The organism is Streptomyces sp. NPDC102514, from assembly GCF_055584525.1.
On sequence record NZ_JBVJLW010000001.1, the window covers coordinates 134,895 to 159,748 of the forward strand.

General features: G+C 70.3%; 25 protein-coding genes. 18 read left to right on the plus strand and 7 right to left on the minus strand.

Annotated elements, in window-relative coordinates; translation table 11 throughout:
• Positions 1-157 precede the first annotated feature (157 nt).
• On the plus strand, positions 158-898 hold the full coding sequence (locus ACZ60E_RS00620) for a nuclear transport factor 2 family protein (protein WP_469436568.1): 741 nt from the start codon (positions 158-160) through the stop codon (positions 896-898).
• A 160-nt stretch (positions 899-1,058) separates the two neighbouring features.
• Positions 1,059-2,753, plus strand: coding sequence for a cellulase family glycosylhydrolase (locus ACZ60E_RS00625; RefSeq protein ID WP_469436570.1), 1,695 nt, complete (start codon positions 1,059-1,061; stop codon positions 2,751-2,753).
• A 118-nt stretch (positions 2,754-2,871) separates the two neighbouring features.
• Here the strand turns inward: ACZ60E_RS00625 and ACZ60E_RS00630 are convergent, their stop codons facing one another.
• A complete protein-coding gene (locus tag ACZ60E_RS00630) occupies positions 2,872-3,657 on the minus strand; it encodes a hypothetical protein (protein ID WP_469436572.1) in 786 nt (261 codons plus the stop codon).
• Between the two features lie 396 nt (positions 3,658-4,053).
• Between ACZ60E_RS00630 and ACZ60E_RS00635 the strand changes: the two genes are divergently transcribed.
• A complete protein-coding gene (locus ACZ60E_RS00635; protein WP_469436574.1) occupies positions 4,054-5,175 on the plus strand; it encodes a GNAT family N-acetyltransferase in 1,122 nt (373 codons plus the stop codon).
• Between the two features lie 75 nt (positions 5,176-5,250).
• On the opposite strand, the gene ACZ60E_RS00640 is transcribed toward ACZ60E_RS00635, so the two are convergent.
• Together ACZ60E_RS00640 and ACZ60E_RS00645 are read right to left on the minus strand one after the other, a co-directional pair.
• Positions 5,251-5,715 carry a hypothetical protein gene (locus tag ACZ60E_RS00640; protein ID WP_469436577.1) on the minus strand — a complete coding sequence of 155 codons (465 nt, stop codon included), beginning with the start codon at positions 5,713-5,715 and terminating at the stop codon, positions 5,251-5,253.
• A gap of 78 nt (positions 5,716-5,793) precedes the next feature.
• Positions 5,794-6,666: a SigB/SigF/SigG family RNA polymerase sigma factor gene (locus ACZ60E_RS00645; RefSeq protein ID WP_469436580.1), complete on the minus strand. Its 873-nt coding sequence runs from the start codon at positions 6,664-6,666 to the stop codon at positions 5,794-5,796.
• Between the two features lie 199 nt (positions 6,667-6,865).
• Here ACZ60E_RS00645 and ACZ60E_RS00650 point away from each other — a divergent pair, with 199 nt between their 5' ends.
• Positions 6,866-8,143 carry a phospholipase D-like domain-containing protein gene (locus tag ACZ60E_RS00650; RefSeq protein ID WP_384802916.1) on the plus strand — a complete coding sequence of 426 codons (1,278 nt, stop codon included), beginning with the start codon at positions 6,866-6,868 and terminating at the stop codon, positions 8,141-8,143.
• Between the two features lie 135 nt (positions 8,144-8,278).
• Here the strand turns inward: ACZ60E_RS00650 and ACZ60E_RS00655 are convergent, their stop codons facing one another.
• Positions 8,279-8,983 (minus strand): GAF and ANTAR domain-containing protein, encoded by a 705-nt coding sequence (locus ACZ60E_RS00655; RefSeq protein WP_384802913.1) that lies wholly within the window; start codon positions 8,981-8,983, stop codon positions 8,279-8,281.
• Between the two features lie 241 nt (positions 8,984-9,224).
• Here ACZ60E_RS00655 and ACZ60E_RS00660 point away from each other — a divergent pair, with 241 nt between their 5' ends.
• The 4 genes from ACZ60E_RS00660 to ACZ60E_RS00675 all read left to right on the plus strand — a co-directional run bounded on the left by ACZ60E_RS00660 (position 9,225) and on the right by ACZ60E_RS00675 (position 11,273).
• Positions 9,225-9,485, plus strand: coding sequence for a WhiB family transcriptional regulator (locus tag ACZ60E_RS00660; RefSeq protein WP_469436586.1), 261 nt, complete (start codon positions 9,225-9,227; stop codon positions 9,483-9,485).
• Positions 9,486-9,699: 214 nt separating this feature from the next.
• A complete protein-coding gene (locus tag ACZ60E_RS00665; RefSeq protein ID WP_469436588.1) occupies positions 9,700-10,050 on the plus strand; it encodes a hypothetical protein in 351 nt (116 codons plus the stop codon).
• Positions 10,051-10,186: 136 nt separating this feature from the next.
• Entirely contained in the window at positions 10,187-10,660 is a 474-nt protein-coding gene (locus tag ACZ60E_RS00670) for a hypothetical protein (RefSeq protein ID WP_469436591.1), read from the plus strand.
• Positions 10,661-10,781: 121 nt separating this feature from the next.
• On the plus strand, positions 10,782-11,273 hold the full coding sequence (locus ACZ60E_RS00675) for a hemerythrin domain-containing protein (RefSeq protein ID WP_469436593.1): 492 nt from the start codon (positions 10,782-10,784) through the stop codon (positions 11,271-11,273).
• A 188-nt stretch (positions 11,274-11,461) separates the two neighbouring features.
• Here ACZ60E_RS00675 and ACZ60E_RS00680 read toward each other — a convergent pair whose 3' ends face one another.
• Together ACZ60E_RS00680 and ACZ60E_RS00685 are read right to left on the minus strand one after the other, a co-directional pair.
• Positions 11,462-11,917, minus strand: coding sequence for an ATP-binding protein (locus tag ACZ60E_RS00680; RefSeq protein ID WP_453792144.1), 456 nt, complete (start codon positions 11,915-11,917; stop codon positions 11,462-11,464).
• A 75-nt stretch (positions 11,918-11,992) separates the two neighbouring features.
• Positions 11,993-12,166 carry a CsbD family protein gene (locus tag ACZ60E_RS00685; protein ID WP_469436596.1) on the minus strand — a complete coding sequence of 58 codons (174 nt, stop codon included), beginning with the start codon at positions 12,164-12,166 and terminating at the stop codon, positions 11,993-11,995.
• 346 nt (positions 12,167-12,512) lie between these two features.
• Between ACZ60E_RS00685 and ACZ60E_RS00690 the strand changes: the two genes are divergently transcribed.
• From ACZ60E_RS00690 to ACZ60E_RS00700, 3 genes are all read left to right on the plus strand, one after another.
• Positions 12,513-13,490, plus strand: a complete 978-nt coding sequence (locus ACZ60E_RS00690) for an ABC transporter substrate-binding protein (protein ID WP_384802896.1) — start codon at positions 12,513-12,515, stop codon at positions 13,488-13,490.
• Positions 13,491-13,898: 408 nt separating this feature from the next.
• A complete protein-coding gene (locus tag ACZ60E_RS00695; RefSeq protein WP_469436598.1) occupies positions 13,899-15,719 on the plus strand; it encodes a glycoside hydrolase family 15 protein in 1,821 nt (606 codons plus the stop codon).
• A gap of 142 nt (positions 15,720-15,861) precedes the next feature.
• Complete coding sequence (locus tag ACZ60E_RS00700; protein WP_384802890.1) at positions 15,862-16,383, plus strand: hypothetical protein; 522 nt, start codon at positions 15,862-15,864, stop codon at positions 16,381-16,383.
• A 52-nt stretch (positions 16,384-16,435) separates the two neighbouring features.
• Here the strand turns inward: ACZ60E_RS00700 and ACZ60E_RS00705 are convergent, their stop codons facing one another.
• Positions 16,436-17,845 carry a DUF2252 domain-containing protein gene (locus ACZ60E_RS00705; protein ID WP_469436600.1) on the minus strand — a complete coding sequence of 470 codons (1,410 nt, stop codon included), beginning with the start codon at positions 17,843-17,845 and terminating at the stop codon, positions 16,436-16,438.
• 310 nt (positions 17,846-18,155) lie between these two features.
• Between ACZ60E_RS00705 and ACZ60E_RS00710 the strand changes: the two genes are divergently transcribed.
• The 7 genes from ACZ60E_RS00710 to ACZ60E_RS00740 all read left to right on the plus strand — a co-directional run bounded on the left by ACZ60E_RS00710 (position 18,156) and on the right by ACZ60E_RS00740 (position 24,811).
• Positions 18,156-18,917, plus strand: a complete 762-nt coding sequence (locus ACZ60E_RS00710) for an HdeD family acid-resistance protein (protein ID WP_469436602.1) — start codon at positions 18,156-18,158, stop codon at positions 18,915-18,917.
• 133 nt (positions 18,918-19,050) lie between these two features.
• A complete protein-coding gene (locus ACZ60E_RS00715; RefSeq protein ID WP_469436605.1) occupies positions 19,051-20,418 on the plus strand; it encodes a hypothetical protein in 1,368 nt (455 codons plus the stop codon).
• A 147-nt stretch (positions 20,419-20,565) separates the two neighbouring features.
• Positions 20,566-21,021, plus strand: coding sequence for an SHOCT domain-containing protein (locus ACZ60E_RS00720; RefSeq protein ID WP_469436607.1), 456 nt, complete (start codon positions 20,566-20,568; stop codon positions 21,019-21,021).
• 34 nt (positions 21,022-21,055) lie between these two features.
• Positions 21,056-21,508: a DUF7144 family membrane protein gene (locus ACZ60E_RS00725; RefSeq protein WP_469436609.1), complete on the plus strand. Its 453-nt coding sequence runs from the start codon at positions 21,056-21,058 to the stop codon at positions 21,506-21,508.
• 170 nt (positions 21,509-21,678) lie between these two features.
• Positions 21,679-22,368 (plus strand): TetR/AcrR family transcriptional regulator, encoded by a 690-nt coding sequence (locus ACZ60E_RS00730; protein WP_469436612.1) that lies wholly within the window; start codon positions 21,679-21,681, stop codon positions 22,366-22,368.
• Positions 22,365-23,432, plus strand: coding sequence for a threonine aldolase family protein (locus ACZ60E_RS00735; RefSeq protein WP_469436616.1), 1,068 nt, complete (start codon positions 22,365-22,367; stop codon positions 23,430-23,432). Before ACZ60E_RS00730 ends, ACZ60E_RS00735 begins: the two co-directional genes overlap by 4 nt.
• A 413-nt stretch (positions 23,433-23,845) precedes the next feature.
• Positions 23,846-24,811, plus strand: a complete 966-nt coding sequence (locus tag ACZ60E_RS00740; RefSeq protein WP_384802867.1) for a YihY/virulence factor BrkB family protein — start codon at positions 23,846-23,848, stop codon at positions 24,809-24,811.
• The last annotated feature ends 43 nt before the right edge of the window (positions 24,812-24,854 follow it).

Sequence of the window (24,854 nt, forward strand, 5' to 3'; positions counted from 1 at the left end):
GTACGGCAGGTGTCCCGCGGGCTCCCGGAACAGGCCACACCGCTGCCGGGTGCCGCCTTCTGCGGCGCCGGTCCACAGGAGATGCTGCGGGGGTGTCGATTCGGCTCACCCCGGTTCGTCGGGGAGGTACAGGGTCTCAGGAACACCGGGAGGAACCATGAAGTACATGCTGCTGGTCTGCGGCGACGACACCGCCGACGCCTCGGGGATGGCCCCCGTCGAACCATGGGTGGAGGAGCTGAGCGTGCGCCGCGGTGTACGGCTGCACGGCCACCGGCTGCGGCCCCCGGCCGACGCGGTGACCGTGCGCGTCCGCGAGGGCGAAGTGCTGCGCACCGACGGTCCGTTCGCGGAGACGAAGGAGTACGTCGCCGGGTACGACATCCTTGAGTGCGACAGCCTGGAGGAGGCAGTGGAGGCCGCCTCGAAGCACCCGGTGGCGGCCCTCGGGGCCATGGAGGTGCGCGCGTTCTGGGACGACGAGGACGCCGAGGGGGAGATCCGCCGGCTCGACGCGGAACTGACGGCCGCCGGGCGGGAGCGGGACTTCGACCGGGCGATGGCCTGTTACGCACCGGACGTGGAGGTGTTCCACCCGGTGAGCGGTCTGGAGCAGCGCGGGGTCGAGGCGCTCCGCAAGGCCGAGGAGGTGTGGTTCTCGACGCTGTCCGGGCCGGTCGAGCGCGAGGTGCTCGCATTTCGCGTGCGGGTCGACGAGAGCATCGCCTTCAGCCACGCGCTCGTACGGATGCGCGCCACGCTGGCCGGCGGCCACGCGCTGGACACCACGGCACGGGTGACCACCGGCTACCGGCTGACGGGCGACCGCTGGCTGATCGTCCATCAGCACACGTCCGTGCCCTTCGACGCCGGGGTTCCCGCAGCCGCCGGGTCCTGACACGTCCTGGAGGGGGCCTCCCCGCAGGCCCCCTCCGGCACATCCGTTACGCGGCCGAGCATGCGCCAAGTCTTGACGTGCCCCTGGCAAGGTGACTCTATGGGAGCGCTCCCACTTTCCCGCAACCCAAGTTTCTTGGCGCTCACTCCCTGGAGTCGCAGTGAGAAGAACAAGAAGCACGACACGGAAGAACCTCGTCAGCGCGTTCCTCGCCGGGCTGGCCGCCCTGCTCGGGCTCGTCGTTCTCGGCGCGCTCGTACCGACCGCCGCACACGCGCAATTGCCCGGTGACCCGCCCGGCGCGTCTCCGGGCGCCCTCGCGACCGGCCTCCATATCGACGACGGCCGCCTGCTCGAAGGCAACGGCAACGATTTCGTCATGCGCGGCGTCAACCACGCCCACACCTGGTACCCGGGCGAGACGCAGTCACTGGCCGACATCAAGGCCCTCGGAGCCAACTCCGTCCGCGTCGTCCTCTCCGACGGCCACCGCTGGAGCAAGAACAGCCCCGAGGACGTGGCCGCCGTCATCGCCCAGTGCAAGGCCAACCGGCTGATCTGCGTACTGGAGGTGCACGACACCACCGGCTACGGCGAGGACACCGCGGCCGGCACGCTCGACCACGCGGCCGACTACTGGATCGGCCTCAAGAGCGTGCTCACCGGCCAGGAGAACTACGTCATCGTCAACATCGGCAACGAGCCCTGGGGCAACACCAACCCCGCGGGCTGGACCGATCCCACGGTCGCGGCCGTCAAGAAGCTGCGGGCCGCCGGGTTCGAGCACACCATCATGGTGGACGCACCCAACTGGGGCCAGGACTGGCAAGGAGTCATGCGGGCCAACGCCCAGGCCGTCTACGACGCCGACACCACCGGCAACCTGATCTTCTCGATCCACATGTACAGCGTCTTCGACACCGCGGCGGAGATCACCGACTACCTGAACGCGTTCGTCACCGCCAAACTCCCCATCCTCATCGGCGAGTTCGGCGGTCCGGCCGACCAGTACGGCGACCCGGACGAGGACACCATGATGGCCACGGCGCAGCAGTTGCGCCTCGGTTACCTCGCCTGGTCCTGGAGCGGCAACACCGATCCGATCCTGGACCTCACCATCGGCTTCGACCCCACACAGCTCAGCTCCTGGGGGCAGCGCATCTTCAACGGCGCCAACGGCATCGCCCAGACCTCGAAGGAGGCCACGATCTACGGCGGCGGCACCCCGGGTGACACCCAGGCCCCGACCGCTCCCGGCACCCCGCGCGCCTCTGCCGTGGCGGCCACCTCGGTGACCCTCACCTGGACCGCCGCCACCGACAATGTGGGTGTCGCCGCCTACGACGTCGTGCGGGTCGGTGGCAGCGGCGAGACCACGGTCGCCGCGGCCACCACCAACACCGCCACGGTGAGCGGGCTCACCGCCAACACGGCGTACACCTTCGCCGTCTACGCACGTGACGCGGCCGGGAACCGCTCGGTCCGCTCGGCCACGGTGAGTGTCACCACCGCCGACGGTGGCAGCACGCCCGGCGCGAGCTGCTCCGTCGGCTACCGCGTCAGCAACGAGTGGCCGGGCGGCTTCCAGGGCGAGATCACCATCCGCAACACGGGCACCGCCGCGATCAGTGGCTGGAAGCTGGTCTTCGCCTTCGCCAACGGCCAGACGGTCTCCAACATGTGGGGTGGCACCCCGACCCAGAGCGGCGCGACGGTGAGTGTCGCCAACGCCTCGTACACCGCCACCATCCCCGCGAGCGGTTCGGTCGCCGTCGGCTTCACCGCCAACAAGGGGGCCACGAACACCGCCCCGACCGCGTTCACCCTCAACGGCAGCACCTGCGCCACCGCCTGACCGCCCGTCAACGACCGCTCGTCAACGACCTTCGGGCGACGACCGGCGGCCGTCGAGCGGCAGCCACTGGCCGGCGGGGTCACCGCGCCCCGTCGGCCGGGCGGGCACCGAGTAGTGGTCAGGCAGAGACTTCCGGGGCGGCTGCCTGCTCCGTGGCGGTCTCGGCGGACGCACCCTTGGACGTCGTGTAGAAGACGGACGACCCCTGCTTGCTGCGCTGGACCTGGCCCTTGGCGACGAGCCCTTCCACCGTGGTGCGGACGACCTTGGGCTTGATCTCACGCTCGGGATGGGCCTCCGCCAGCGCCGTGGCGACCTCGGCGGACGAGCGCGGCTCGGACTGACTGCCCAGGTGTTCACGGATGAGCTCGACGAGCGTGGGCTTCGCGGCGACCGCCTTCGCGGCACCGGGCTCGGCCGCGACGGACTTGGCTTCGGTCTTCGGGGCGGCCGTCTTCGAAGTGGCGGTCTTCGAGGCGGTCGACTTCGCGGTCGCGGGCTTTGCGGCGGCCGACTTCGCAACAGCTGTCTTCGAAGCAGTCGTCTTCGAAACAGCGGACTTCGCGGCCGACTTGGTGGTGGCCTTCGTGGCGGTCGGCTTGGCGGCCGATTTCGCGGTGGTGGCCTTCTTGCGTCCACCCGCCGTGGCCGTGGCCTGACGCGGCACCGAAGGCGCGGACACGGAGGCGCGCTTGGCGTTCGCGGCGGCCTTGTCACCACCCAACGCCTGCTGCAGCTCGGCGAGCAGGGCCTGGTCGTGCTGCAGAGCGCTCAACTGCTCCTGCAGCGCCTCCACTTCGGCGCCGATACGTTCCTGCTCCTTGGTGTTGCGTTCGAGGTCCGCAGACACCTGGGCGGCGTACTGGGTCTTGAGCTCCGTGGCGGCCGATTCGACTTCGGACATGGCAGTTACCTTTCCTCGTCATCGTGTGGTGCTGGGGCCGGATGCTACTCGCATCATCAGGCCATGATCCCGAAGTTGTCAGGACCGTCCCCGCAGTTCGACGGCCTCTGACACACTGCCGCGAGCCGCAAAGGCGCAGGCGGCGAGGTGCGCGAGAGACACCTGACCCCGCACGCGAAGCATGTCTCGAATTCAACCTTCAAGGTGACTTTACGAACTGACCGACCGGTGCACCCGACTCGCACACCTTTCGTTACGACCGACACCCTTGACAGGCTGCGTACTGTTTCGCGACGTTTGAGCCTTGCGGACACTTCGGGGCCGGGCGTCGGCCGTCGGCCGAGGAGGTGTCGGGGCGCGGGGGTCGCGTCCAGGGGGAATGGGGGGCGGTCGTCCATGCGGTCAACCGGGGTGGACATAAGAATTCACAGACCCGAGTCCCTGAGCGAGTCGCTGCGCAGGGACTGGCACCGGGCGGCGGACGCGTCACCCGACTACGCCAACCCCTTTCTGTCCCCCGAGTTCGCGGCCGGCATCGGCACCTACCGCGGCGGGGCGCGGGTGGCGGTCCTGCACGAGGGCGGAGAGGCCGTGGGCTTCTTCCCGTACGAGCGCAACTCCTTCGGGGTGGGGCGGGCCATCGGGCTCGGCCTGTCCGACTGCCAGGCGCTCGTGCACCGGCCCGGAGTCACCTGGGACACCCATGAACTGCTGCGCGCCTGTGGGCTGTCCGTCTTCGAGTTCGACCACCTCGTCGAGGAGCAGAAACCATTCACCCGCTATGTCACGGGGACGTTCGCGTCACCGGTGGTCGACCTGAAGGTCGGTGACGGCAGTTATGCGGAGTGGCTGCGCGGCGCGTACCCGGGACTGGCCAAGACGACCCTGAAGAAGGAACGCCGCCTGGGGCGCGACCTGGGCGAGCTGCGGTTCGTCTTCGACGAGCGCGACCCCGCGCTGCTGCGCACGCTCATGGGGTGGAAGTCCGCCCAGTACCGCAGGACCTCACGGATGGACCGCTTCGCGCGCCCCTGGATCGTGAACGCGGTGGAGCACCTGTTCCGGGTCCGTGAGGAGCACTTCACCGGCGTCCTCTCCGTGGTGTACACCGGCGACCGGCCGGTGGCGGCGCACTTCGGTCCCAGGTCGCGCACGGTGTTCGCGGCCTGGTTCACCGCGTACGACCCCGAACTGCGCTACTACTCACCCGGCCTGATCATGCACCTCAGGATGGCGGAGGCCGCGGGCCGCGAGGGCATACGGGTCCTGGACCTGGGTCGTGGCGACAAGGAGTACAAGGACTGGCTCAAGACCCGGGAGCTGCGGGTGGGGGAGGGGTTCGCGACGCGTCCGCACCCGGTGGCGACGGCACACCGGCTCTGGCGCAGACCGGTGCGCGGCCTGCGGAACACGGTGCTGGCCCATCAGGGGCTGAGGGAGCCCGCGGACCGGCTGCTGAAGACGGTCGGCGCGCTGCGTACCTCGGGCTCGGGGCACCTGCGAAGAAACGACGGCTGAGGACCGGGGACCTGCCTGTTCGGTCCCTGAACGTTCCCTGCGCGTCCCGTCGTACGTCTCGTACGTCCGCCCACGTCAGAGGCGGATGTCCTCTGTTTCGCCGAGGGAGCTGTCGGGCTTGCCCAGGGACCAGCCGGAGACGTCCGTGAGCCGCCCTCGCCACAGGGGCATCACGACGGGGCCGCCCGCCGCGACGACACTGGTGGCGTCGCGCAGATGGATCCACTGCGGCAGCCGCTGCGGGACCGGACGCCCCTGCTTGTCGGAGACCGCCTCGTCCACCTGCTCGGGAAACCGCTCAAGCAGCTGAGCGCCGGGTCCGTCGACACCGCGCAGACTGCGCGCCCAGTCGGTCTTCCACGCCTTGTGCGAGATGAGGTCGCCGTAGAGGAGACCACCCCCGATGAGCAAGGTGACCGGCAGCGCCGCCTGCGGGTCCTGACCGACCAGCCGTACCAACATCTGCAGCTGGAGGTCCGGCACGGGCTCGGTCACGATCGGCGCGGCCGATTCCCGGAGCGGATCCTGCTCGTCACTCACGGCCTTGCGTGTCCTTTCGATCCATCACAGATGTCGTTCTTGTCACATGTGTCGAGCCTGTCACCCGTGTCGATCCTGTCAGGCGGCGAGCAGGCCGGCGCGGAGCCGACTCAGCGTGCGCGTCAGCAGACGGGAGATGTGCATCTGGGAGAGGTTCAGCTCGCGGCCGATCTCCGCCTGGGTCATCTCCCGGCCGAAGCGCATCTCGATGATGGTCCGCTCCCGGTCGTCGAGCTGCTGGAGCAGGGGCGCGAGCGTGTGCAGGTCCTCGAAGAGGTCCATCGCCGGGTCTTCCTCGCCCAGGGTGTCCGCGTACTTCGGGCCGCCGTCGCTGGAGTCGTCGTCGCCACCGGGGGTGTCGATGGAACCGGCCACGTAACCGTTGGCGGCGACCAGGCCCTCTATGACCTCTTCCTCGCTGAGGTCCAGGTGGTCGGCGAGTTCCTTGACCGTCGGCGGGCGGTTCAGCGTGGCGGCGAGGGCTTCCTTGCTCTTGGCGAGCGAGACACGCAGCTCCTGAAGGCGCCGCGGGACGTGCACGGCCCAGGTGGTGTCCCGGAAGAAGCGCTTGATCTCACCGACGATGTAGGGGATCGCGAAGGAGGTGAACTCGACCTCGCGCGACAGGTCGAAGCGGTCGATCGCCTTGATCAGGCCGATCGTGCCGACCTGGATGACGTCCTCCATGTCGCCGCTGCCCCGGTTGCGGAACCGGCGGGCCGCGAAGCTGACCAGGGACAGGTTCATCTCGATCAGGGTGTTGCGCGCGTACTGGTATGCGTGGGTGCCCTCTTCCAGCTCCTGCAGCCGGTCGAGGAACAGCCGGGACAGCACCCGCGCGTCCTTGGGGGCGACCTTGCCCCCGTCCTCGATCCACGGCAGGTCGCCCGCGGCCTCCTGCACGCCCGTGCTGCAGTCAGATGCCTCGCGGGTGTTCACGGAGGAAGTCACGGTGCCGCCTTAACTAGAAAGCAAGTTGGTCGTCTCCTGCCCGGCATCCTCAAGAGCATGTCTGCTCAACCCCGGTCAATTACGAAGGCGCCCGTCCATGAGCACCCGGGCTGCCGGAGTACAGTCTGCTCGCCGCGCCCGTGCCGGACCGGGCAGCGCGCACCCTACTGTCTCCTCCCCGTGCCGGCCGGGTGATGCCATGACCAGTACGCAGGACCAGCCGGATACGCGGAACCAGCCCGACACGCGGGACCAGCCGGATACGCAGGGCGAGTCCCGGACGGGGACCCGCACGTCCGGGACCTGGTCGTCGCCGGAGTACGCGCAACGCGCGGAACGGATACGGCGCCGGCTGGAGAGACTCATCGGCATCGCGGCGACCGAGGGCAACTCCCTCACCGCGCTGCGCAACGGAGACGCGATCTTCGCCGCGATGCTGGCGGGGATCCGGTCCGCCGAGCACACCGTCGACATGATGACCTTCGTGTACTGGAAGGGCGACATCGCCCGCGAGTTCGCGCAGGCACTCGCGGAACGGGCCCGGGACGGTGTGCGGGTCCGCCTGCTGCTGGACGGGTTCGGCAGCAGGCTGATCGAGAAGGACCTGCTGGCGGCCATGGAACAGGCCGGGGTGCAGGTGGCGTGGTTCCGCAAGCCGCTCGCCCTCTCCCCGCTCAAGCAGAACCACCGCTGCCACCGCAAGGTTCTCGTCGTCGACGAACGGACCGCGTTCACCGGCGGGGTGGGCATCGCGGAGGAGTGGTGCGGCGACGCGCGCAACGAGCGCGAGTGGCGCGACACCCATGCCGAGGTCCGCGGGCCTGCCGTGGACGGTATCGCCGCCGCGTTCGCGCAGAACTGGGCCGAGTGCCACGAGGAACTCTTCGACGACCACGACCGGTTCGTCGCGCACACCCCCGAGGGCGGGGCCGTGGTCCAGGTGGTGCGCGGCTCGGCCAGCTTCGGCTGGCAGGACATGCAGACCCTGCTCCGGGTGATGCTGGAGTCGGCCGAGGAACGCTTCCGGCTGGCCACCGCCTACTTCTCGCCGGACGCGTTCTTCGTCGAGCTGCTGTGCGCCGCCGCCCGCCGGGGCGTGGAGGTGGAGATCCTGCTGCCCGGCCCGCACACGGACAAGCGGGTCTGCCAGCTGGCCGGCCAGCACTACTACGAGGACCTCACCGCCTGCGGCGTGAAGATCTACCAGTACCAGCCGACGATGATGCACGCCAAGGTCATCACCGTGGACAGGGTCGCCTCGCTGGTCGGCTCGACCAACTTCAACCGCCGCTCGCTCGACCACGACGAGGAGATCATGCTCGCCGTGCTGGACGAGGAGTTCACGTCGACGCTCGACGCCCACTTCGACGAGGACCTGACCGCCAGCACCCTGATCGAGAAGGGCCGCTGGAAGCGGCGCTCCGTCGTGCAGCGGGCCCGGGAGGCGGCCGTCATCCCCATCCGCCGCTTCCTGTGACGGACGGGGATGACAGGGCGGGCAGATCGGACGGCTGTGCCGGATCAGCCGGATCGGGTGGTGTGACCGGACCGGACGGGTCAGCCGGATCGGAGTGGGCGGCCGGGGCGGGCGGATCGCCGGTTCGGCCCGGCGTCAGGCGGGCTTCTCGCCGGTCCGGCAGATCTGGCGGGCGATCTCGCGCAGCTTGACGTTGCGGTCCTGCGACGTCTTCTTGAGCACCTTGAACGCCGAGTCCTCGGTCAGCCCGTAGCGCTCCATCAGGATGCCCATGGCCTCGCCGATCTCGTGCCGCGTCTCCATGGCATGGCTCAGCTGCTGATGCGTACGCGCCGCGGAGAACGCCACGGCCGCGTGGGAGGCGAGGATCCAGCCCGCGCGCCGGGCGGTCTCGTCGAAGACGCCCGGCTTGCGCGAGTACACGTTCAGGGCGCCGAGGTTGTCCTCCTCGGTGAAGAGGAGGAAGCCCATCATGCTTCCCATGCCGAGCTTCCTCAGCTCGGGGGCGAAGCGGGGCCACTTCTTGTTCGGCTCCCGCAGGTCCTCGATGGCGTAGATCTGCTGACGGTCCGTCACCGCGTCGAAGCAGGGGCCCTCCTGCAGGTCCTGCTGGAACCGGTCCGACCGGCGGACCACGTCGCTCGTGGCCGCCAGCGCGTGCACCTCGCCCTGCCGGACCGTGAGAATGCCGGCCTCGTCGCACCCGTCGATCAGGACCTTCGCATGCTCGGCGACGCGGTCGAGGGTGCCCTGGGCGGAGTCCTGCGCCAGCAGATCCCGCGCCATCTCCGCCACGGCGATCGCGAACTGTTCCCAGACTTCCCCCGGCACCTCTGACATGCGTCACCTGCTCTTTTCGTGAAGCATCCCTGGATGCCTCGTGAAGGCCCATCCTGCCATCCGGGCGTCCCCGTCGCGCCGGGCCAGGCCTTTCGGGAGGTCCGGTACGTGATCGCCGGCGTCGTGCGGGGGTCCGGGCAGCACTGTCCCACAAGACTCCTTGTTTCACGGGGGCGGTCAGTGGTGACCCGAAGGGGGACCGACCCCGTGAACAACATCACTGCGACCGAAGGAGGCCCCCATGGAGGGCTGGCGCGAGTCCGCGGAATGCCGCACCGTCGATCCCGACCTCTTCTTCCCCATCGGCAGCACAGGTCCCGCGCTTGTGCAGATCGAGGACGCGAAGTCCGTCTGCCGACGCTGCCCCGTGCGCCAGGAGTGTCTGGACTGGGCGCTCGACACGGGCCAGAGCATCGGTGTCTGGGGCGGAAAGAGCGAAGCCGAACGACGCACGCTGCGGCGCCGCATCCGAAGCCGCACCTCGCGGGACAGCAGCGCGTAGCGAGGGTGATGCACAGGGTGACGCCCTTGGTGTACGTGGTGTACAGGGTGATGTCCGTGGCGCGTGGTGCACGTGGGTCTCATCGACCCAGGACCGACCGCGGGAACCCTCGGAGGTAACTAATCGTCATTACTGACAGGTGTTGCCTGCCGTGACGGGGGCAGATGGGAATGCGGAAGGCAGTTTTCCGCGCCGTACCCAGCGAGGTGAAGCAGTGGGCCCGCAGCAGGACCGAGTACCCGGTCTCGTCGACGACACGAGCGACGAGGTGGTGGAGCCGTCCCAGGACGAGCGCGCCGCCTGGGAGCGGGTACGGCGATCCGCACAGGGAATGCGGCACCACGAAGCGAAGACCGCGTGGGAGGCCGCCCGCAAGGCGGCCGAGGACGGTTCGCGCACCGACAGGGACGCATTGACCGCGCAGGCGGAGGCCGACGAGTGGGAGCGCATCACCGAAGCGCTCTTCGATCACGCCGGGGCGTACGAAAGCGCCGACGACCCCTTCGTCCAGGGCGAGCTGGAAGGCCGCGCACACCATGCGCCCCCGCCGCCCGTCCGCCGGTGAGGAACGGCCCGGGGGAGTGGCCCCGAGCGTCTCCGACCCGCGATGTCAGTGCCCTGAGGAAGAATGCCGAACAGCGAGAACGTCATCGCTCCAGGCGATACGTGATCGAACCCGTCCGTCGAAAGGCCGCCCGCACATGACGCCCACCCCCCGCCTCCGTGCCGTGCCGCGAGCCTCGGACGGAGCGCCGCTGACCCTGCTGCGGCCCGTCCCGCGCACGCCCGCACCCGCGCCGCTCGGCGCCGGCGGTTCCGAGGTGCTGCGGCTGATCACGGTGCAGCGTGTCCCCGTCTGCCTGACCGTGCACGCCAACGGCCGCCGCCGGTACGGATACTGGCAGGCGGCCACGGCGGGCTCCGGGTTCGGAGGCTGTTACGTGGCCCTGCCGACGGAGGAGTGCGACGCGCTGCACGCGGCGGGCCGGCTCGTGCTGGGCGACCCGGTGGTCGACCCCTCGAAGACGACGTATCCGGTGCGTCCCGTTGCCCGTCCTACGACCCGCCCCGCGGTCCGCTCCGTGGTGCGTGCCCCGGCGATGGCCCCGTTGACCGCTCCGGCGGCTACGGCGGCAGCGTCGGTGGAGGTGCCTCGCCGGGCACTCACCGCCTGACGCCGGGTGCGCCGGGCAGGGTGCGTTTCCTCCGGTGCTTTTCTTCCTCGATCGCTGGGGCACACGTGTCGCTGGACTGTATTTCCAGCGAGATTTCCAGCGAGGAAGGCCCACCGCACCCATGCCTGAGACACAAGACGTCGTCGAACTCATACTCGCGGACCACCGGAGGATGGAGGACCTCTTCCGGCAGCTGCGCAGTGTCGAGGCGGACCGGGCGTCCGCGCTGAAGGAGTTCGCCGACCTCCTGATCGCCCACGCGCTCGCGGAGGAGACCAAGGTCTACCCCGCCCTCAAGCGGTACAAGGACATCGACGACGAGGAAGTGGAGCACGGCGAGGAGGAGCACGAGGAGGGCCACAAGGCGCTGCTCGCCCTCCTGGAGGTCGACGAGATCGGCTCCGACGACTGGGACGAGAAGCTCGAAGAGCTGGTGGAAGCCATCGCGCACCACACCGACGAGGAGGAGCGGACCATCCTCAACGGGGCGCGGGAGAACGTCGCCATGGAGCGCCGCGAAGAGCTGGGCGCGGACTTCCTCAAGGAGCGGGTGCACCGGTTGCCGTCCGGCTGTGGGTCCGTCGACAACGTACGCGGCATCCTGAAAAAGTGACTCCTGCGGACGGTTTTCCGTCGGCGGACGGCGGACGGCGGTCGACATCCGACGGTATCCGTCGGCAGTCGGCGTCCGAAGCGTGAAGGGCTGAGCCCTGCGAGCGGCTTTCCGCCTGTATCCGAGGACCGGCTGTACCTGTGGGTGCAGCCGGTTCGACGTGCCTGCCGGACAGGCCCGGCCGGGTTCTACCGGCGCCTGAGCGGGACCACGGCAGTGATGCACTTACCGCCGGTCCGGAGTGCCGAGATGGTGACGTCGCGGGCGAGACGGCAGACGATCGGCCAGCCATGGCCGCCGGGCCGCATGAAGCCCCGCTCGTCGCCGTGCTGCGCCGGCCTGGGGAACTCCTCGCTGCGGTCGCTCACCGACAGCCGCACCTCCTGGTCGTCCAGCGTCACCTCGAACCCGGTGACACCGCCGCCGTGCAGCATCGCGTTGGTCGTCAGCTCCGAGGCGACGAGCAGGGCGTCGCCGATGACCTCGTCACCGTCGAGGGCCTCGCGCCGCCGGGACCGACGGGCCTCCGCGAGCGCGTACCTCACCGCTTCGCGCACCTCGGCCGGACTGCGGGGTCCGGAGGGGGTGGGCCGGGACGGGACGGCCGCCGCGCCGGCGACGGACATCCGGTGCTCCCTGAGCATTTCTCGCTCCTTCGCCTGAAAAAGAAGCAGGCCCGCCGCAAGAGCATGCGACGGGCCCTCCGCATTAGGTGATCCTCAATGCCGGAATGCGTCCTTGGTCTTTTCCTTGGCCTGGCGAGCGTCTCCCTTGGACTGCTCCGCCTTGCCCTCGGCGGTCAGACGCTCGTTGCCGACAGTCTTGCCCAGGGTCTCCTTGACCTTGCCCTTGACCTGCTCGGTCTTCGCCTTCGCCTTCTCGTTCTCGGCCACTGCGGTTCACGTCCTCACTTGTGCTTCGTCGTGCGATCTACTGTTACGGCTGACCGGAGAGAGCCGGTCCAAACGCGGCCGTTCGAGAATTCGACGGCGTACCTCCGAACGGCCGGATCACACGCGTCGAAAGAAGTGGACAGTGAAATCAAGATGCGGTGATCGCGTGAAATCGAAGGGGGCGCGTAAAAGATCTTCGGCGCCCGCCGTCCTGTCGGTGTACTCCGGTCCACGAGGCCGCCCTTGTCCTGAGTGCTGACAGCGCGAAACTAGGCCTGTAGATTCCTGCCGTCACGAAAATGCACAACATAGGCCGAGCCGTAGCACCGAGCTGCAGGAGGAGCCCATGCGAAGGCGCGTTCTCGGGCTGGTCGCCGTGCTGACCACGATCGTCGCCGCGGCCGGGTGCGGCTCTTCCGACTCGGGGGCGGGCGGTTCCTCGTCCTCCGGCGGGAACAAGACCACACGGGTCAAGGTCGGCATCATTCCGATCGTGGACGTGGCCCCGCTCTATCTGGGCCAGAAGAAGGGGTTCTTCGGCAGCCGCGGCATCGAGCTGGACATGGTGAGCGCCCAGGGCGGCGCGGCGATCATCCCCGGAGTGGTGAGCGGCCAGTTCCAGTTCGGGTTCAGCAACACCACGTCGCTGATGGTCGCCCAGGTCAAGGGAGTCCCGGTCAGATCCGTGGTGAACGGCGCGGCCTCCAACGGCAAGGTCGGGGCCGACGTCACCGGGGTGGGTGTCAGCAAGGACAGTCCGATCAAGTCGGCCGCGGACCTCGCCGGGCACACGGTCGCGGTGAACACCCTGCAGAACATCGGGGACACCACAGTCCGTGAATCTGTGCGCGTGGCCGGCGGTGACCCGTCCGAGGTCGAGTTCGTGGAGATTCCGTTCGATCAGATGCCGGCCGCGCTGGACGGCGGGCGGGTGGACGCCGCGTGGATGGGTGAGCCCGCGATGACCATCGCCAAGGGGCAGGGTGCGCGGGTGGTGGCGTCGCCGTTCGCGGAGACGGATCCGAAGCTGACCGTGGCCACGTACTTCACTTCGGCCGAGGTGGTGAAGCGGGATCCGGGGCTGGTGAAGAGGTTCAGCGAGGCGATGGCCGAGTCGCTGAAGTACGCGACGGGTCATCCCGATGAGGCCCGTCAGGTTCTCACGACGTACACCAAGATCGATGGGGATGTTCTGGCGAAGCTCACGTTGCCCGCGTGGCCGGAGGATGTTGACATGCCCTCCTTGGAGAAGTTGGCGGCGCTGGGTGAGGAGGATGGGCTGTTCGGTGACAATAAGCCGGATCTGGAGGCCTTGTTCTCTTGAGCGACCTGGCCTCCCGCTGTTGATCCGGGGGCTCTGCCCCCGGGCCCCCGGGGTGTGTTTCCGCGGCTCGGGGGGGGGGGCTTCCGTCACTGCCTCGGGGGCTCCGCCCCCGGACCCCCGTTGCGCAGTTCCCCGCGCCCCTGAATACCTCGGGTCCGTTGCGCAGTTCCCCGCGCCGCTGAGGTGCCTCGGGCTCCTGGTGCGTAGTTCGCCGCGCCCCGTGCGCCCCGCGCCCCGAAAGGCCCTGCCCCCCGTTGCACAGGTCCCGCGTCCGCGTGATCGGCGAGCTCACCCGTCGTGGGGGAGGCTCGGGTGGTGTTGCGGGGCGATGTTGGCAGGCGCGGGGGCGTGACAAGGTGCCGGGGCATGGGACGCCCGGGGGCGCTCCTGCCGAAGGGAGCTCCGACCATGCGACGCTATCCCCCCATCGCCGACCACGGACTGGTCGGTGATCTGCAGACCGCCGCACTGGTCTCCTCCGACGGCACGGTCGACTGGCTGTGCGCGCCCCGGTTCGACTCGCCCAGTGTGTTCGCCTCGCTCCTCGACCACGACCGCGGTGGTCACTTCACCGTGTCCGCCGACACCGCGCAGCCACCGGTGCAGATCTACCTCCAGGACACCGCGATCCTGGTGACCCGTTTCCTGACGGAGTCGGGCGTGGGCGAAGTGGTCGACTTCATGCCGGTGGAGCGGCCCGAGCGTGCCGTGGGCCGGCACCGGCTCGTCAGGATCCTGCGGGTGACCCGCGGCCGGGTCCGGTTCTCGCTGGAGTGCCGGCCCCGCTTCGACTACGGCCGTGCCGGGCACCGCGTCGGCCTCGGCGAGGACACCGTGCGCTTCGACGCCCCCGGCGCCCAGGCCGTCGTACAGATCGTCGGTCCGGTGCGGTGGAGCGGGGACGGCGACGACGTCCGCGGCGAACTGGCCATGGAGGAGGGGGACTTCGCCGCACTCGTCCTGACGGTGGGCGACGCCGAGGACACCCCCGTACCGCCAGTCACGGCCCCGGACGTCATGGCACTGTTCGAGGGCACCCGGGACTTCTGGCACGCGTGGGTGCGCCGCAGCCGCTACCGCGGACGCTGGCAGGACATGGTGAACAGGGCGGCCATCACCCTGAAGCTGCTCACGTACGCGCCGACCGGGGCGCCCGTCGCGGCACCCACCATGGGACTGCCCGAACAGATCGGCGGCGGACGCAACTGGGACTACCGCTACACCTGGGTGCGGGACGGATCGATGTCGGTCGGCGCCCTGCTGGGCCTCGGCCATGTCGAGGAGGCCCTCGCGTTCCGCGGCTGGCTCGGCGACCGGGTGAAGTCGGGCCGCACGGTCAGCGGCGAACCCCTGCAGATCATGTACCGCGTCGACGGCGACCCCGAGCTGGCGGAGGTGGCCCTCGACCACTTCGAGGGCTACCGGGGATCTGCACCGGTGTACGCGGGCAACGGCGCCGCGGGACAGCTCCAGCTCGACATCTACGGAGAGGCCGTCCTCGCCCTCTCGCACACCGTGCAGGGCACCGGCAACGCACCCCCGTACGACGGCTGGCAGGCACTGTCCGGGGTGCTGGACTGGCTGGTCAAGGCCTGGGACCGGCCCGACGAGGGGATCTGGGAGACACGCGGCGGGCAGAAGGACTTCACCTACAGCCGTCTCATGTGCTGGGTCGCCTTCGACCGGGGCATCCGGATGGCACGCGACTTCGCCCGGCCCGCCGACATCCCGGAGTGGACCACGGCACGCGACGGCATCCTGCGTCAGGTGATGGAACGCGGCTGGAGCACCCGCCGCCAGTCGTTCGTCCAGAACTACGAGGACACCACCCTCGACGCGTCCCTGCTCCTCATGCCCTCCGTGGGCTTCATCGCGCCGAAGGATCCGCGCTGGCTGTCGACCCTGGACGCGATGGAACGGGAACTCGTCTCCGACAGCCTCGTCCAGCGCTACGACCCGCAGGCCTCCCCGGACGGACTGCGCGGCAGCGAGGGCACGTTCTCCCTGTGCAGCTTCCTGTACGTCGACGCGCTGGCGCAGGCGGGACAGCTCGGCCCGGCCAGGTACGCCTTCGACAAGATGCTCACCTACGCCAACCCTGTCGGCCTGTTCGCCGAGGAGATCGGCTCGACAGGGGAGCAACTCGGCAACTTCCCGCAGGCGTTCACACACCTGGCACTCATCACGGCCGCCCTCTCGCTCGACAAGGAGATGGACGCCCTGGGCTGAGCAGGGGGTGGCGTTCGGGTGCCCGGCTGCCGGGGTCGCCCTTGGCGGGTGAGGCGTCGTCCGGGTCCGTCACGTGCCATGGGACAGGACGGCCGGTACGGGCATCCGGGCGGACGCGGTCGTCGCCCGAAAGGAGAGCGAGATGTCCGGTACCGGACACGCCACGCCCCGGGCGGTGCGCAACGCGGAGCGCCGGGCCCGGGCCGACTGCACCGGGGGCGTCTACGGCTCCATGCTCGCCGCCTCCGTGATCATCGGGGCCGGCGCACTCGGGTCGTTCCCGCGTCTTGAGCTGGTGCTGTTGTTGCTGCTCACAGGTGTGGCGTTCTGGGTCGCGCACGTGCACGCCCAGGTGTTCGGGGCGCGGCTGACACAGCGGAGGCTGGACCTCCAGGCCGTTCTGGGGGTGTGCCGCGACGAGTGGCCGATCGTCAAGGCGGCCGTCCCGCCGGCCGCCGCCGTGGCCGTCAGTCCCCTGCTGGGGCTGGGCATCGAAGCCACCGTGTGGTTCGCGCTCGCCGTCGCCGTGGCCGGACAGGTGGGCTGGTCCACCACCGCGGCACGGCGGGGCGGCGCCTCCCGCTCTCTGATGGCCGTCACCGCCGGGGTCAACCTGGTGCTCGGCCTGCTGATCATCTCGTTCAAGCTCTTCCTGACCCATTGATCACACCTCATGGGCGTCCCGGCGCCGTACGACGGCTCCCGCACGCGCGCTCTCAGAGACTTTCGGCGCGGACGCGGCCGGAGCGGACGGCGGCGCCCAGCGCCTCGAAGTCCCGCTCGTTCTGGTCGGCGTAGGCCTGCGCGAACCCGGTGAGCGCGCGGTCGAAGCGATCGGTCCCGCCCAGATAGGCGGCGATGGCCACGGGATCGCCGGAACGGGCGTGCGCCCGCGCCAGACAGGCACCGCACAGCTGCCCGAACAGGCGCAGCAGCCCGGGGTCCATGGTCTCCGGCCGGGCGATGCCCTTCCAGTCCCGCAGCTGCCGTACGTAGAAGTCCCGGCTTCTGCCGTCGAGCCCCACGACGTTCGTCCAGCCCAGGAAGATGTCACTGGTCGTCTGGATCAGGCGCTGTCCCGCCACCACCCGGCGGCCCTGGTTGTCGTAGTGGTTGCCGTTCGTGTGGGCGGCGAGCACCGACTCCTGTGCCTCTTTGGCCTGCAGCAGCAGGGGGTCACCGTCGTCCCTGCCGAGCATCAGCAGGATCCAGCAGCGGGTGCCGACGCTGCCGACGCCCACCACCTTCCGGGCCATGTCCACGAGCCGGTAGTGGCGCAGCAGGTGCCTGCGTTCGGAGGACAGGGTCCGCGCGTACCCCTCCACGACGGTCCGCAGCTCCTTCTCCTCGTCGGCCTCGGAGGTGTCCGTGAGCAGATCCCGCAGCGGAGTGATCAGCGGCGGGTCCGGGGTGATCCGCCTGCCCTCGGCCGTGACCCGGGTGAGCTTCTCGAAGGCCTGGAGGTGGGTGCGTGTCCTGGCCCGCGCCGACGCGTCGGCGGTACGGTGCCTGGCCCGCTTGTCCATCGAGGAGGCCAGCAGCTTCCGCATCCGGTCGACGTCGTCCTGCGCGTACCAGATGTCGAGCGTGGCCATGCCGGCGAACTGGCGCATCCGGTCCCGGTAGGCCCGTACACAGGCCCGTACGACGAGGTCCTGCTTCGTGACGGAGAATCCGTTGGCCCGGGCGGCGATCGCGAAGCTGGCCGCCAGCCGCTTGACGTCCCATTCGAAGGGTCCGGCCAGCGTCTCGTCGAAGTCGTTGATGTCGAAGACCAGATGCCGCTCCGGCGAGGCGAGCAGCCGGAAGTTGAGCAGATGGGCGTCTCCGCAGAGCTGCACGGTCAGGCCGGAGTTCGGTACGGGCCCGAGGTCCGCGGCCATGATCGAGGCGGCGCCCCGGTAGAAGCGGAACGGGGACTCCAGCATGCGTCCGTAGCGGATCGGCACCAGCTCGGTCAGCCGTGAGCGCGACTGGCGCTCTATCACCTCGACGGGGTCGGGCCGTTCCTGCTCGGCCTCGAACCAGCCGTGACACGAACGGGAGGCCCGCTTGCGCGCGTCCCTGCCGTACGCCGCCCTCTCGGCGGGGGGCAGGGAGGCCGTGAAGGCGATCGGTATGGCCATGGCGCGAACCTCCTGAACCGTTCGGACGGTGCTCGGGAGCACCCGTGCCACACGCACCTGTACCGAGCGCCTCCCCCGAGCGCCCGTACCGGGCACCCGTGCCGTCCGTTCCGCCGCACACCGGCGTACGTCCGCGCCCTCCACCTCATCGTCTCCCCGATGGGGCGGGATCACCCGCCGGGGGTGAGCCCGCCCCGCCGGGAGGGCGCGACGCTGACGGTCGCTCCACTGCGCACCGCCCGGGCGGCGGTCCGTCCGCGGCGCTGTCCGACCGCGCGAGAGGGAGCCGAGGAGCCGAGGAGGAGAGGCCATGACCGAGTCGCGTGGTCCGGCATCGCGTTCCGGACCGGCTCACCGCTCCGACGGGGCGGCCCCGGGGACGTCCGCCGATCCGGCGGAGGTGCTGGCGAAACTCGGGCACTCCTGGACCTGGATCCTCGGTTCGGCGGTCGCCACACTCGTGCCGGGCATTCTCGTCCTGGTCTGGCCGGACGAGACGCTGCACGTCCTCGCTGTCCTGATCGGGCTCTACCTGCTGGTGACCGGGGGCTTCCGGTTCGTGGCGTCCTTCGCCCGCGACGACCTGGGCGAACGGCTGCCCGGACTGCTCCTGGCGGTGCTGTACGTCCTCGCCGGGGTGCTCTGCCTGCGGAACCCGCTGCAGACGATCGCCGCGCTCTCGCTGATCGTCGGGGTCGTCTGGCTGGTGTCCGGCATCCTCACCCTCTACACGGCCATCGTCGCCAAGGGCCTGCCCCACCGAGGCTTCCTCTTCGGCGCCGCCGTGATCGGCATCCTCGCCGGAATCGTGGTGCTGGCGCTGCCCACCGAGTCGGCCCGGGCGCTGACCCGGCTGCTCGGCCTGTGGCTCGTCCTGCTCGGACTGGTGGAGGTGGTGATCGCCTTCGCCTGGCGGGCCACCTTCGGCAAGGAGCGCGCCACGCGTACGCGGGCCCCGGCCGGCCGGGCCGAACCGGCGAACCCCACCGGACCCACGGCCTACACGGGCCCGGCGAGCCCCGCAGATCCCGCGAGCCCCGCAGGCCCCGGGAAACCCGCCGGGAGCGACTGACACCTCCCTGCCCTCCTTCGGCGCCGGCCCGCCGCAGCGCCCGTAACCAGGTGCGGCCTCCCCGGCCCGCCGCAGCCTCCGTAACCCGTCGGCAGCGCGTCGCTGCCGGGGCGCACACCTCCGAGGAGGAGCCATGGCCCCCGACGTCCCGGACGGCAACGCCGTACCGTCCCCCTCCGGCGGAGCGGAGGACACCGGTCGTGTCCTGAGCGCCGAGGAACGCTCGGAGTACGAGCGGCTGCGCCGGTCCGCGACCCTGCGTCACCGGCGGACACGCCGGCTGGGCGCGTCGATCCTTCTCCTGGTGGCGCTCCTGCTCGCGCCCCTGGCGGTCGTCTCGGCCTGGGTGCACGACACGGTCTCCGACACCGACCGGTACGTGGAGACCGTCGCCCCGCTGGCCTCGGACCCCGCCGTGCAGAAGGTGGTCATCAACCGGCTGACCGCCCGTGTGGTGGAGCAGGTGGACGTCGAGGCGGTGACGGCCTCGCTCACGAAGGTGCTCGCGGACGCCGACGCCCCACCGCGCGTGGTGGCGGGCTCCGAGGCCCTCACCGGCCCGCTGACCTCGGCGGTACGGACCGTCGTGCGCCGCAACGTCGAACGCGTGGTCACGAGCGACCTCTTCCAGCAGGTGTGGGAGGGCGCGAACCGGCGGGCGCACGCCGCCGTGCTGCGCATGCTCACCGGGGAACGCAAGGGTGCCCTGCGGGCCTCGGGGGACGCCATCGAGCTGGACATCGGATCCGTGGTGGACCAGGTGCGCCAACGCCTCGTCGACCAGGGCTTCGAGCGGGCCGCCCTCATCCCCGACAGCGACCGGACCGTGACCCTGTTCCGGACCGCCGAGCTGGCCAGGGCGCAGGACGCGATGCGGGTGCTGGACATCGTCGGCACGTGGCTGCCCGTGCTCACCATCGCCCTCGCGGCGCTGGCCGTGTGGACCGCTCCCGGACACCGGCTGATGCTGCTGATCACGGCGGTCGGCATCGGTCTGATGATGGTGGCGCTGCTCATCGCCCTGCTGGCCGTGCGCCGGGTGTACCTGGACGCGGTCCCGGTCGCCACGCTGTCTCCGGACGCCGCCGCGGCGATCTTCGACACCTTCGTGCGCTTCCTGCGCGACAGCACGCGCACGCTGATCGTCGTCGCGCTTGCCACGGCACTGGCCGCGTATCTGTACGGCCCCGGGCGGGCGGCCGTCGCCCTGCGCAGCGGGGTCCGGCGCGGCGCGGGTGCCGCGGGGCGGGGGCTCGGCCGGGCGGGTGTGCGCGTCGGTCCCGTGGGGCGCCGGCTGGCCGCCCGCCGCTCGTGGGCCACCGGCATCGTCATCGGGGCGGGTGCCCTGGCCCTCATCCTGTGGAACCACCCGACGGTGGGCTCCGTGGTGCTCGTCCTGGTCCTGGTCCTGGTGGCCCTGGCCGCGGTGGCGGTGCTCGTCGCCGTCGCGGCCTCCGCCCCGCCCAGGGAGGGTGCGGCTTCCGGTCACGCCGCCCCGTGAACCGTGGCCGGAACGCCCCGCCGCCCCTCCCGATCCGTACGTGGCCCGGCCTCTCACCCGCTCCGGGTGAGGCCGTTGGCGCTTTGACCCGGGCACGCTGAAAATGGTGGAAAACGGCTGGGCAAACGCCCAGGACGGAGGAAAGTCATGTACCTCGCCTACGACTATCCGCTCATGAGCGTCTTCTGGTCCATGCTGGTCTTCTTCCTGTGGATCATGTGGTTCGTCCTGCTGTTCCGGATCGTCGTCGACATCTTCCGGGACGACGACATGAGCGGCTGGGCCAAAGCCGGCTGGCTGGTGTTCGTGGTCTTCCTGCCGTTCCTCGGCGTCTTCGTCTACGTGATCGCACGGGGCAAGAACATGGGGCACCGCGAGGTGGCGCAGGCGCGTGCGCAGCAGCAGGCCTTCGACTCGTACGTCCGGCAGACCGCCCGCAGCGCGGACCGGCCGAGCAGCGTCGACGAACTCGCCAGGCTGTCGGAGATCAAGGCCCGCGGCGACATCACGGAGGAAGAGTTCCACCGGGCGAAGGAGCTGGTGCTGAGCGGCTCCGGCACCTCGGGAGGGACGGGCACCACGCATTCGGCGGCCGGTCGCTGACGGCATCGCACGACACTGAGACGAGGTATTCGGTATGACTGCGACACACACCGGTCACACACACGCGCACTCGGGCAAACGGCACTGGGCCGAAGGCCTGACGGTCTTCGCGGCGATCATGCTCATGATCGCGGGTGTGCTCGACATGCTCCGGGGGATCATGGCGGTCGCCGAGGACGACCTGTTCATCAACACCCCCAACTACATCTTCGAGTTCGACCTGACGTCATGGGGCTGGATCCATCTCGGCCTGGGTGCCGTGGCCGTGATCGTCAGCATCGGACTCTTCCAGGCGTCGACCTGGGCGAGGGTCGCCGGCATGGCCATCGGCGGCCTCATCATCATCGGCAACTTCCTCTCCATGCCGTACTACCCGGTCTGGTCCATCGTGATGATCGCCTTCTCGGGCTTCATCATCTGGGCCCTGAGCGTGGTCCGGGAAGAGGACTTCGACGAATCGTTCACCACGCCTCCCCGGAATCTGTGAACGATTTCCGGCACGGGCGGTGAACCGCACGGCCCGGCCCGTGCCGGCGTGGTGCAGCGCTCCCGTGCGCCGTGACCCGGTCGCCCCTGGGGGGAGGCGGCCGGGTCACGTGCGTGCGGGGTGACGCTCCAGGCGGCGCCTCCGATACGGCGTACCGTACACTGACACGCATGCCACGGAACTCCCCGTCCCTGGACCGCGCGACCCCCGACCGGATCGCCGAGGCCGCATTGCGGCTGGTCGACGAGTCCGGCCCCCACGCGCTGACCTTCCGCGCGCTGGCCGCCCGGCTGGGCATCTCCCTCGCCTCCCTCCAGCGCCGCTGCACCGATCTGGCCGGACTGCTGGACCTGTGCACCGACCATCTGGCCGCCCGGCTGCCCGTGATCGAACCGGGCACCGACTGGGCCGAGGCCACCGAGACGCGGTTCGGCGCCCTGTACCGCCTGCTGTCGGCGCACCCGGGCCTGGTCGCGCTGCGGGGCGCCCGCCCCTGGCTCGGCCCGCACCTGCTGGCCCGGCTCGTCGAGCCGCAGCTCGCCGACAGCCTCGCGGCCGGGATGACCCACCGGGAGGCGATCACCGTCTACCGGCGGATCTACCTGCTCACCCTCGGCAGCGCGAGTTTCGTGGACCACCGCGATCCCAAGGCCACCCAGGCGCTCACCCGCACCGCCCTCGCCTCCCTCGACCCGGCGGACCACCCGGCGCTGACCGGCGACGTGGCGGCGATCCTGCCCGTCCTGACCGACCACGAGGTCTATTACGGGGCCCTGCGCCAGCTCGTCACCGCCGCCGACCCGGCGCGGGCGCCCCACCCCAGCACACGACTCACCGGAAAGTCAGGACCCACGGCATGAGCAACAGCACGACCGCCGCCACCGCCACCGCCGCGCGTACCTTCAGCAGCGACAACGCGGCCGGCGCCTCCCCGGAGATAGTCGACGCGGTGGTCCGGGCCGCCGCGGGCCCGGCCTCGCCCTACGGCTCCGACGGCATCACGGCCGGTGTCCGCGGCAAGCTGTCCGAGATCTTCGAACGCGACGTCGACATCCTCGTCGTCTCCACCGGCTCCGCCGCGAACGCGCTGAGCCTGGCCGCGCTCACCCCGCCCTGGGGCAGCGTCCTGTGCCACCGCGACAGCCACATCAACAACGACGAGTGCGGGGCGCCCGAGTTCTACACCGCGGGCGCGAAGCTCGTACCCCTCGGCGGCGACGACGCGAAGATCGACGCGGACGAACTCCGTGCGGCCGTCCGCAACAAGGCCGGTGACGTGCACAGCGTGGAACCCTCCGTGGTGAGCGTCACGCAGTCCACCGAGACCGGCTCCGTCTACTCCCTCGACGAACTGCGCACCCTCGGCTCGATCACCAAGGAGCCGGGCCTGCGGTTCCACATGGACGGCGCCCGGTTCGCGGGAGCCGTCGCGGCCCTCGGTGCCACCCCGGCCGACCTGACCTGGCGGGCCGGGGTCGACCTGCTGTCGTTCGGGGCCACCAAGAACGGCACGATGACCGCCGAGGCGATCGTCGTCTTCGACCGCTCCCTCACCGCCGAACTGAGCTTCCGCGCCAAGCGGGCCGGCCAGCTCGCCTCCAAGATGCGCTTCCACGCCGCCCAGCTCGACGCGTACCTGACGGACGGCCTGTGGCTGCGCAACGCGACCCACGCCAACGCCATGGCCGCCCGCCTCCAGGACGGCGTCAAGGCCATACCGGAGGTGGACCTCCTCGGCGCCGCCGAGGCCAACATCCTCTTCTGCCGACTGCCCCAGCAGGTCATCGAGGGGCTGCTGGCCGACGGCTACGCCTTCTACCACGACCGCTGGGCGCCCGGCGTCGTCCGCTTCGTCACCTCCTTCGCGACGACCCCGCAGAGCATCGACGACCTCCTCAAGGACATCCGCCGCCACTCCGCCTGACCCGGCGGCAGACCGCATCGGAGACGGCGGGAGGCGTCGCTCGGCCTCAGTCGCCGCGGTGACGCCAGTACCAGAAGCCGGCGGCGACGAAGGCGCAGAAGAAGGCGACGGGCAGCACCAGCCCGGGAATGCGGGCCGCGTTCACGAGGCCGCCGCCGAGCGGGCGCGGGGCGATGCGTCGATGGTTCCCATGCGTGTGCGACTCCGCTGTGGTGGGGGTACTGGGTGTGCCGGAGCGCTGTGCGGCGTGCCGGGAACGCGGGAGCCGGCTGGGTTCCGCGCCCGGACGGCGTCGGCCCCATGATGGCGGAACCGACCGGGATCCGGCCCGTTCCGGACGTGGCCGGATGTGTGTGCGATGATCTCCCGTTCGGCTCGGGTCGCCGGACGGACGACTTGAGGAGACATACGCGATGGGTACCGCCGTGCACGTCCCGCAGACCCGGGACATGATCGGGGAGGAACTCTCCGGCGACGAGGCACTCGCCGCGCTGCGCCGCTACGGAGGCCGGCGCCTCCTGGTGGACGCGTTCTCCCGCTTCCGCTACGCCGACGGCTTCACCAACGCGCGCTCCCTCGCCTTCCAGGTGGTCGTCGGCATGGTGCCGTTCACCATCGCCCTGGTGGGGGTCGCCACGACCGTCCACACCGAGAGCATCGGACGGATCATCGAGCTGACCCTCGGCCGGATCGTGCCCGGCGCCAGTGCCGACCTGGTGGAGGAGGCCCTGGACAAGACCGCCCGCAGCGCGGGATCCGGCATCTGGGGCGCCCTCGCGATGTGGCTGGGCCTGGCCTTCGCCGTGCTCAACCTGACCTCGGCGATGGGCCAGGTCGAGCGGGGCGCCAACCGGATATACGGCATCGAGCGCGATCGCCCGTTCCTGGTCAAGTACGGCCGGTCGCTGCTCCTCGCCCTCACCGCGGGCATGCCCTTGGTTCTGGGGTTCCTCGTCCTGGTCGCCGGTGACGCGGTGGGGCAGTCGGTGGTGGAGGCACTCGGCTGGTCCCGGGACGTGCTCGACTGGTGGGGCCCGCTCGAAGTGCCCCTGGGCGTGGTGCTGGTGTGGGTCGCCTCCGCGGTGATCTTCCGCTGGGCTCCGCGCCGGGACCAGCCCGGCTACACCTGGCTGGCCTTCGGCTCGGCGGTCCATCTGGTGCTGTGGGTCGCGGCCACCTGGCTGCTGGCGCTGTACGTCGCCGAGAGCGGGTCGTTCGGTGCCGTCTACGGTCCTCTCACCGCGTTCGTGGCCCTGCTGCTGTGGGCCAACCTCACCGGTGTCGCGCTGTTCCTCGGAGTGGCCTTCGCCGCCCAGCTCGAAGCCGCCCGCGCCGGCATCACCGACGCCGTGGAACCGGACCCGGGCCCCGGCCCCTGAGCCGCGGACGGTGAAGGGCCCCCTGCGGGGCGACGGCGGCCCA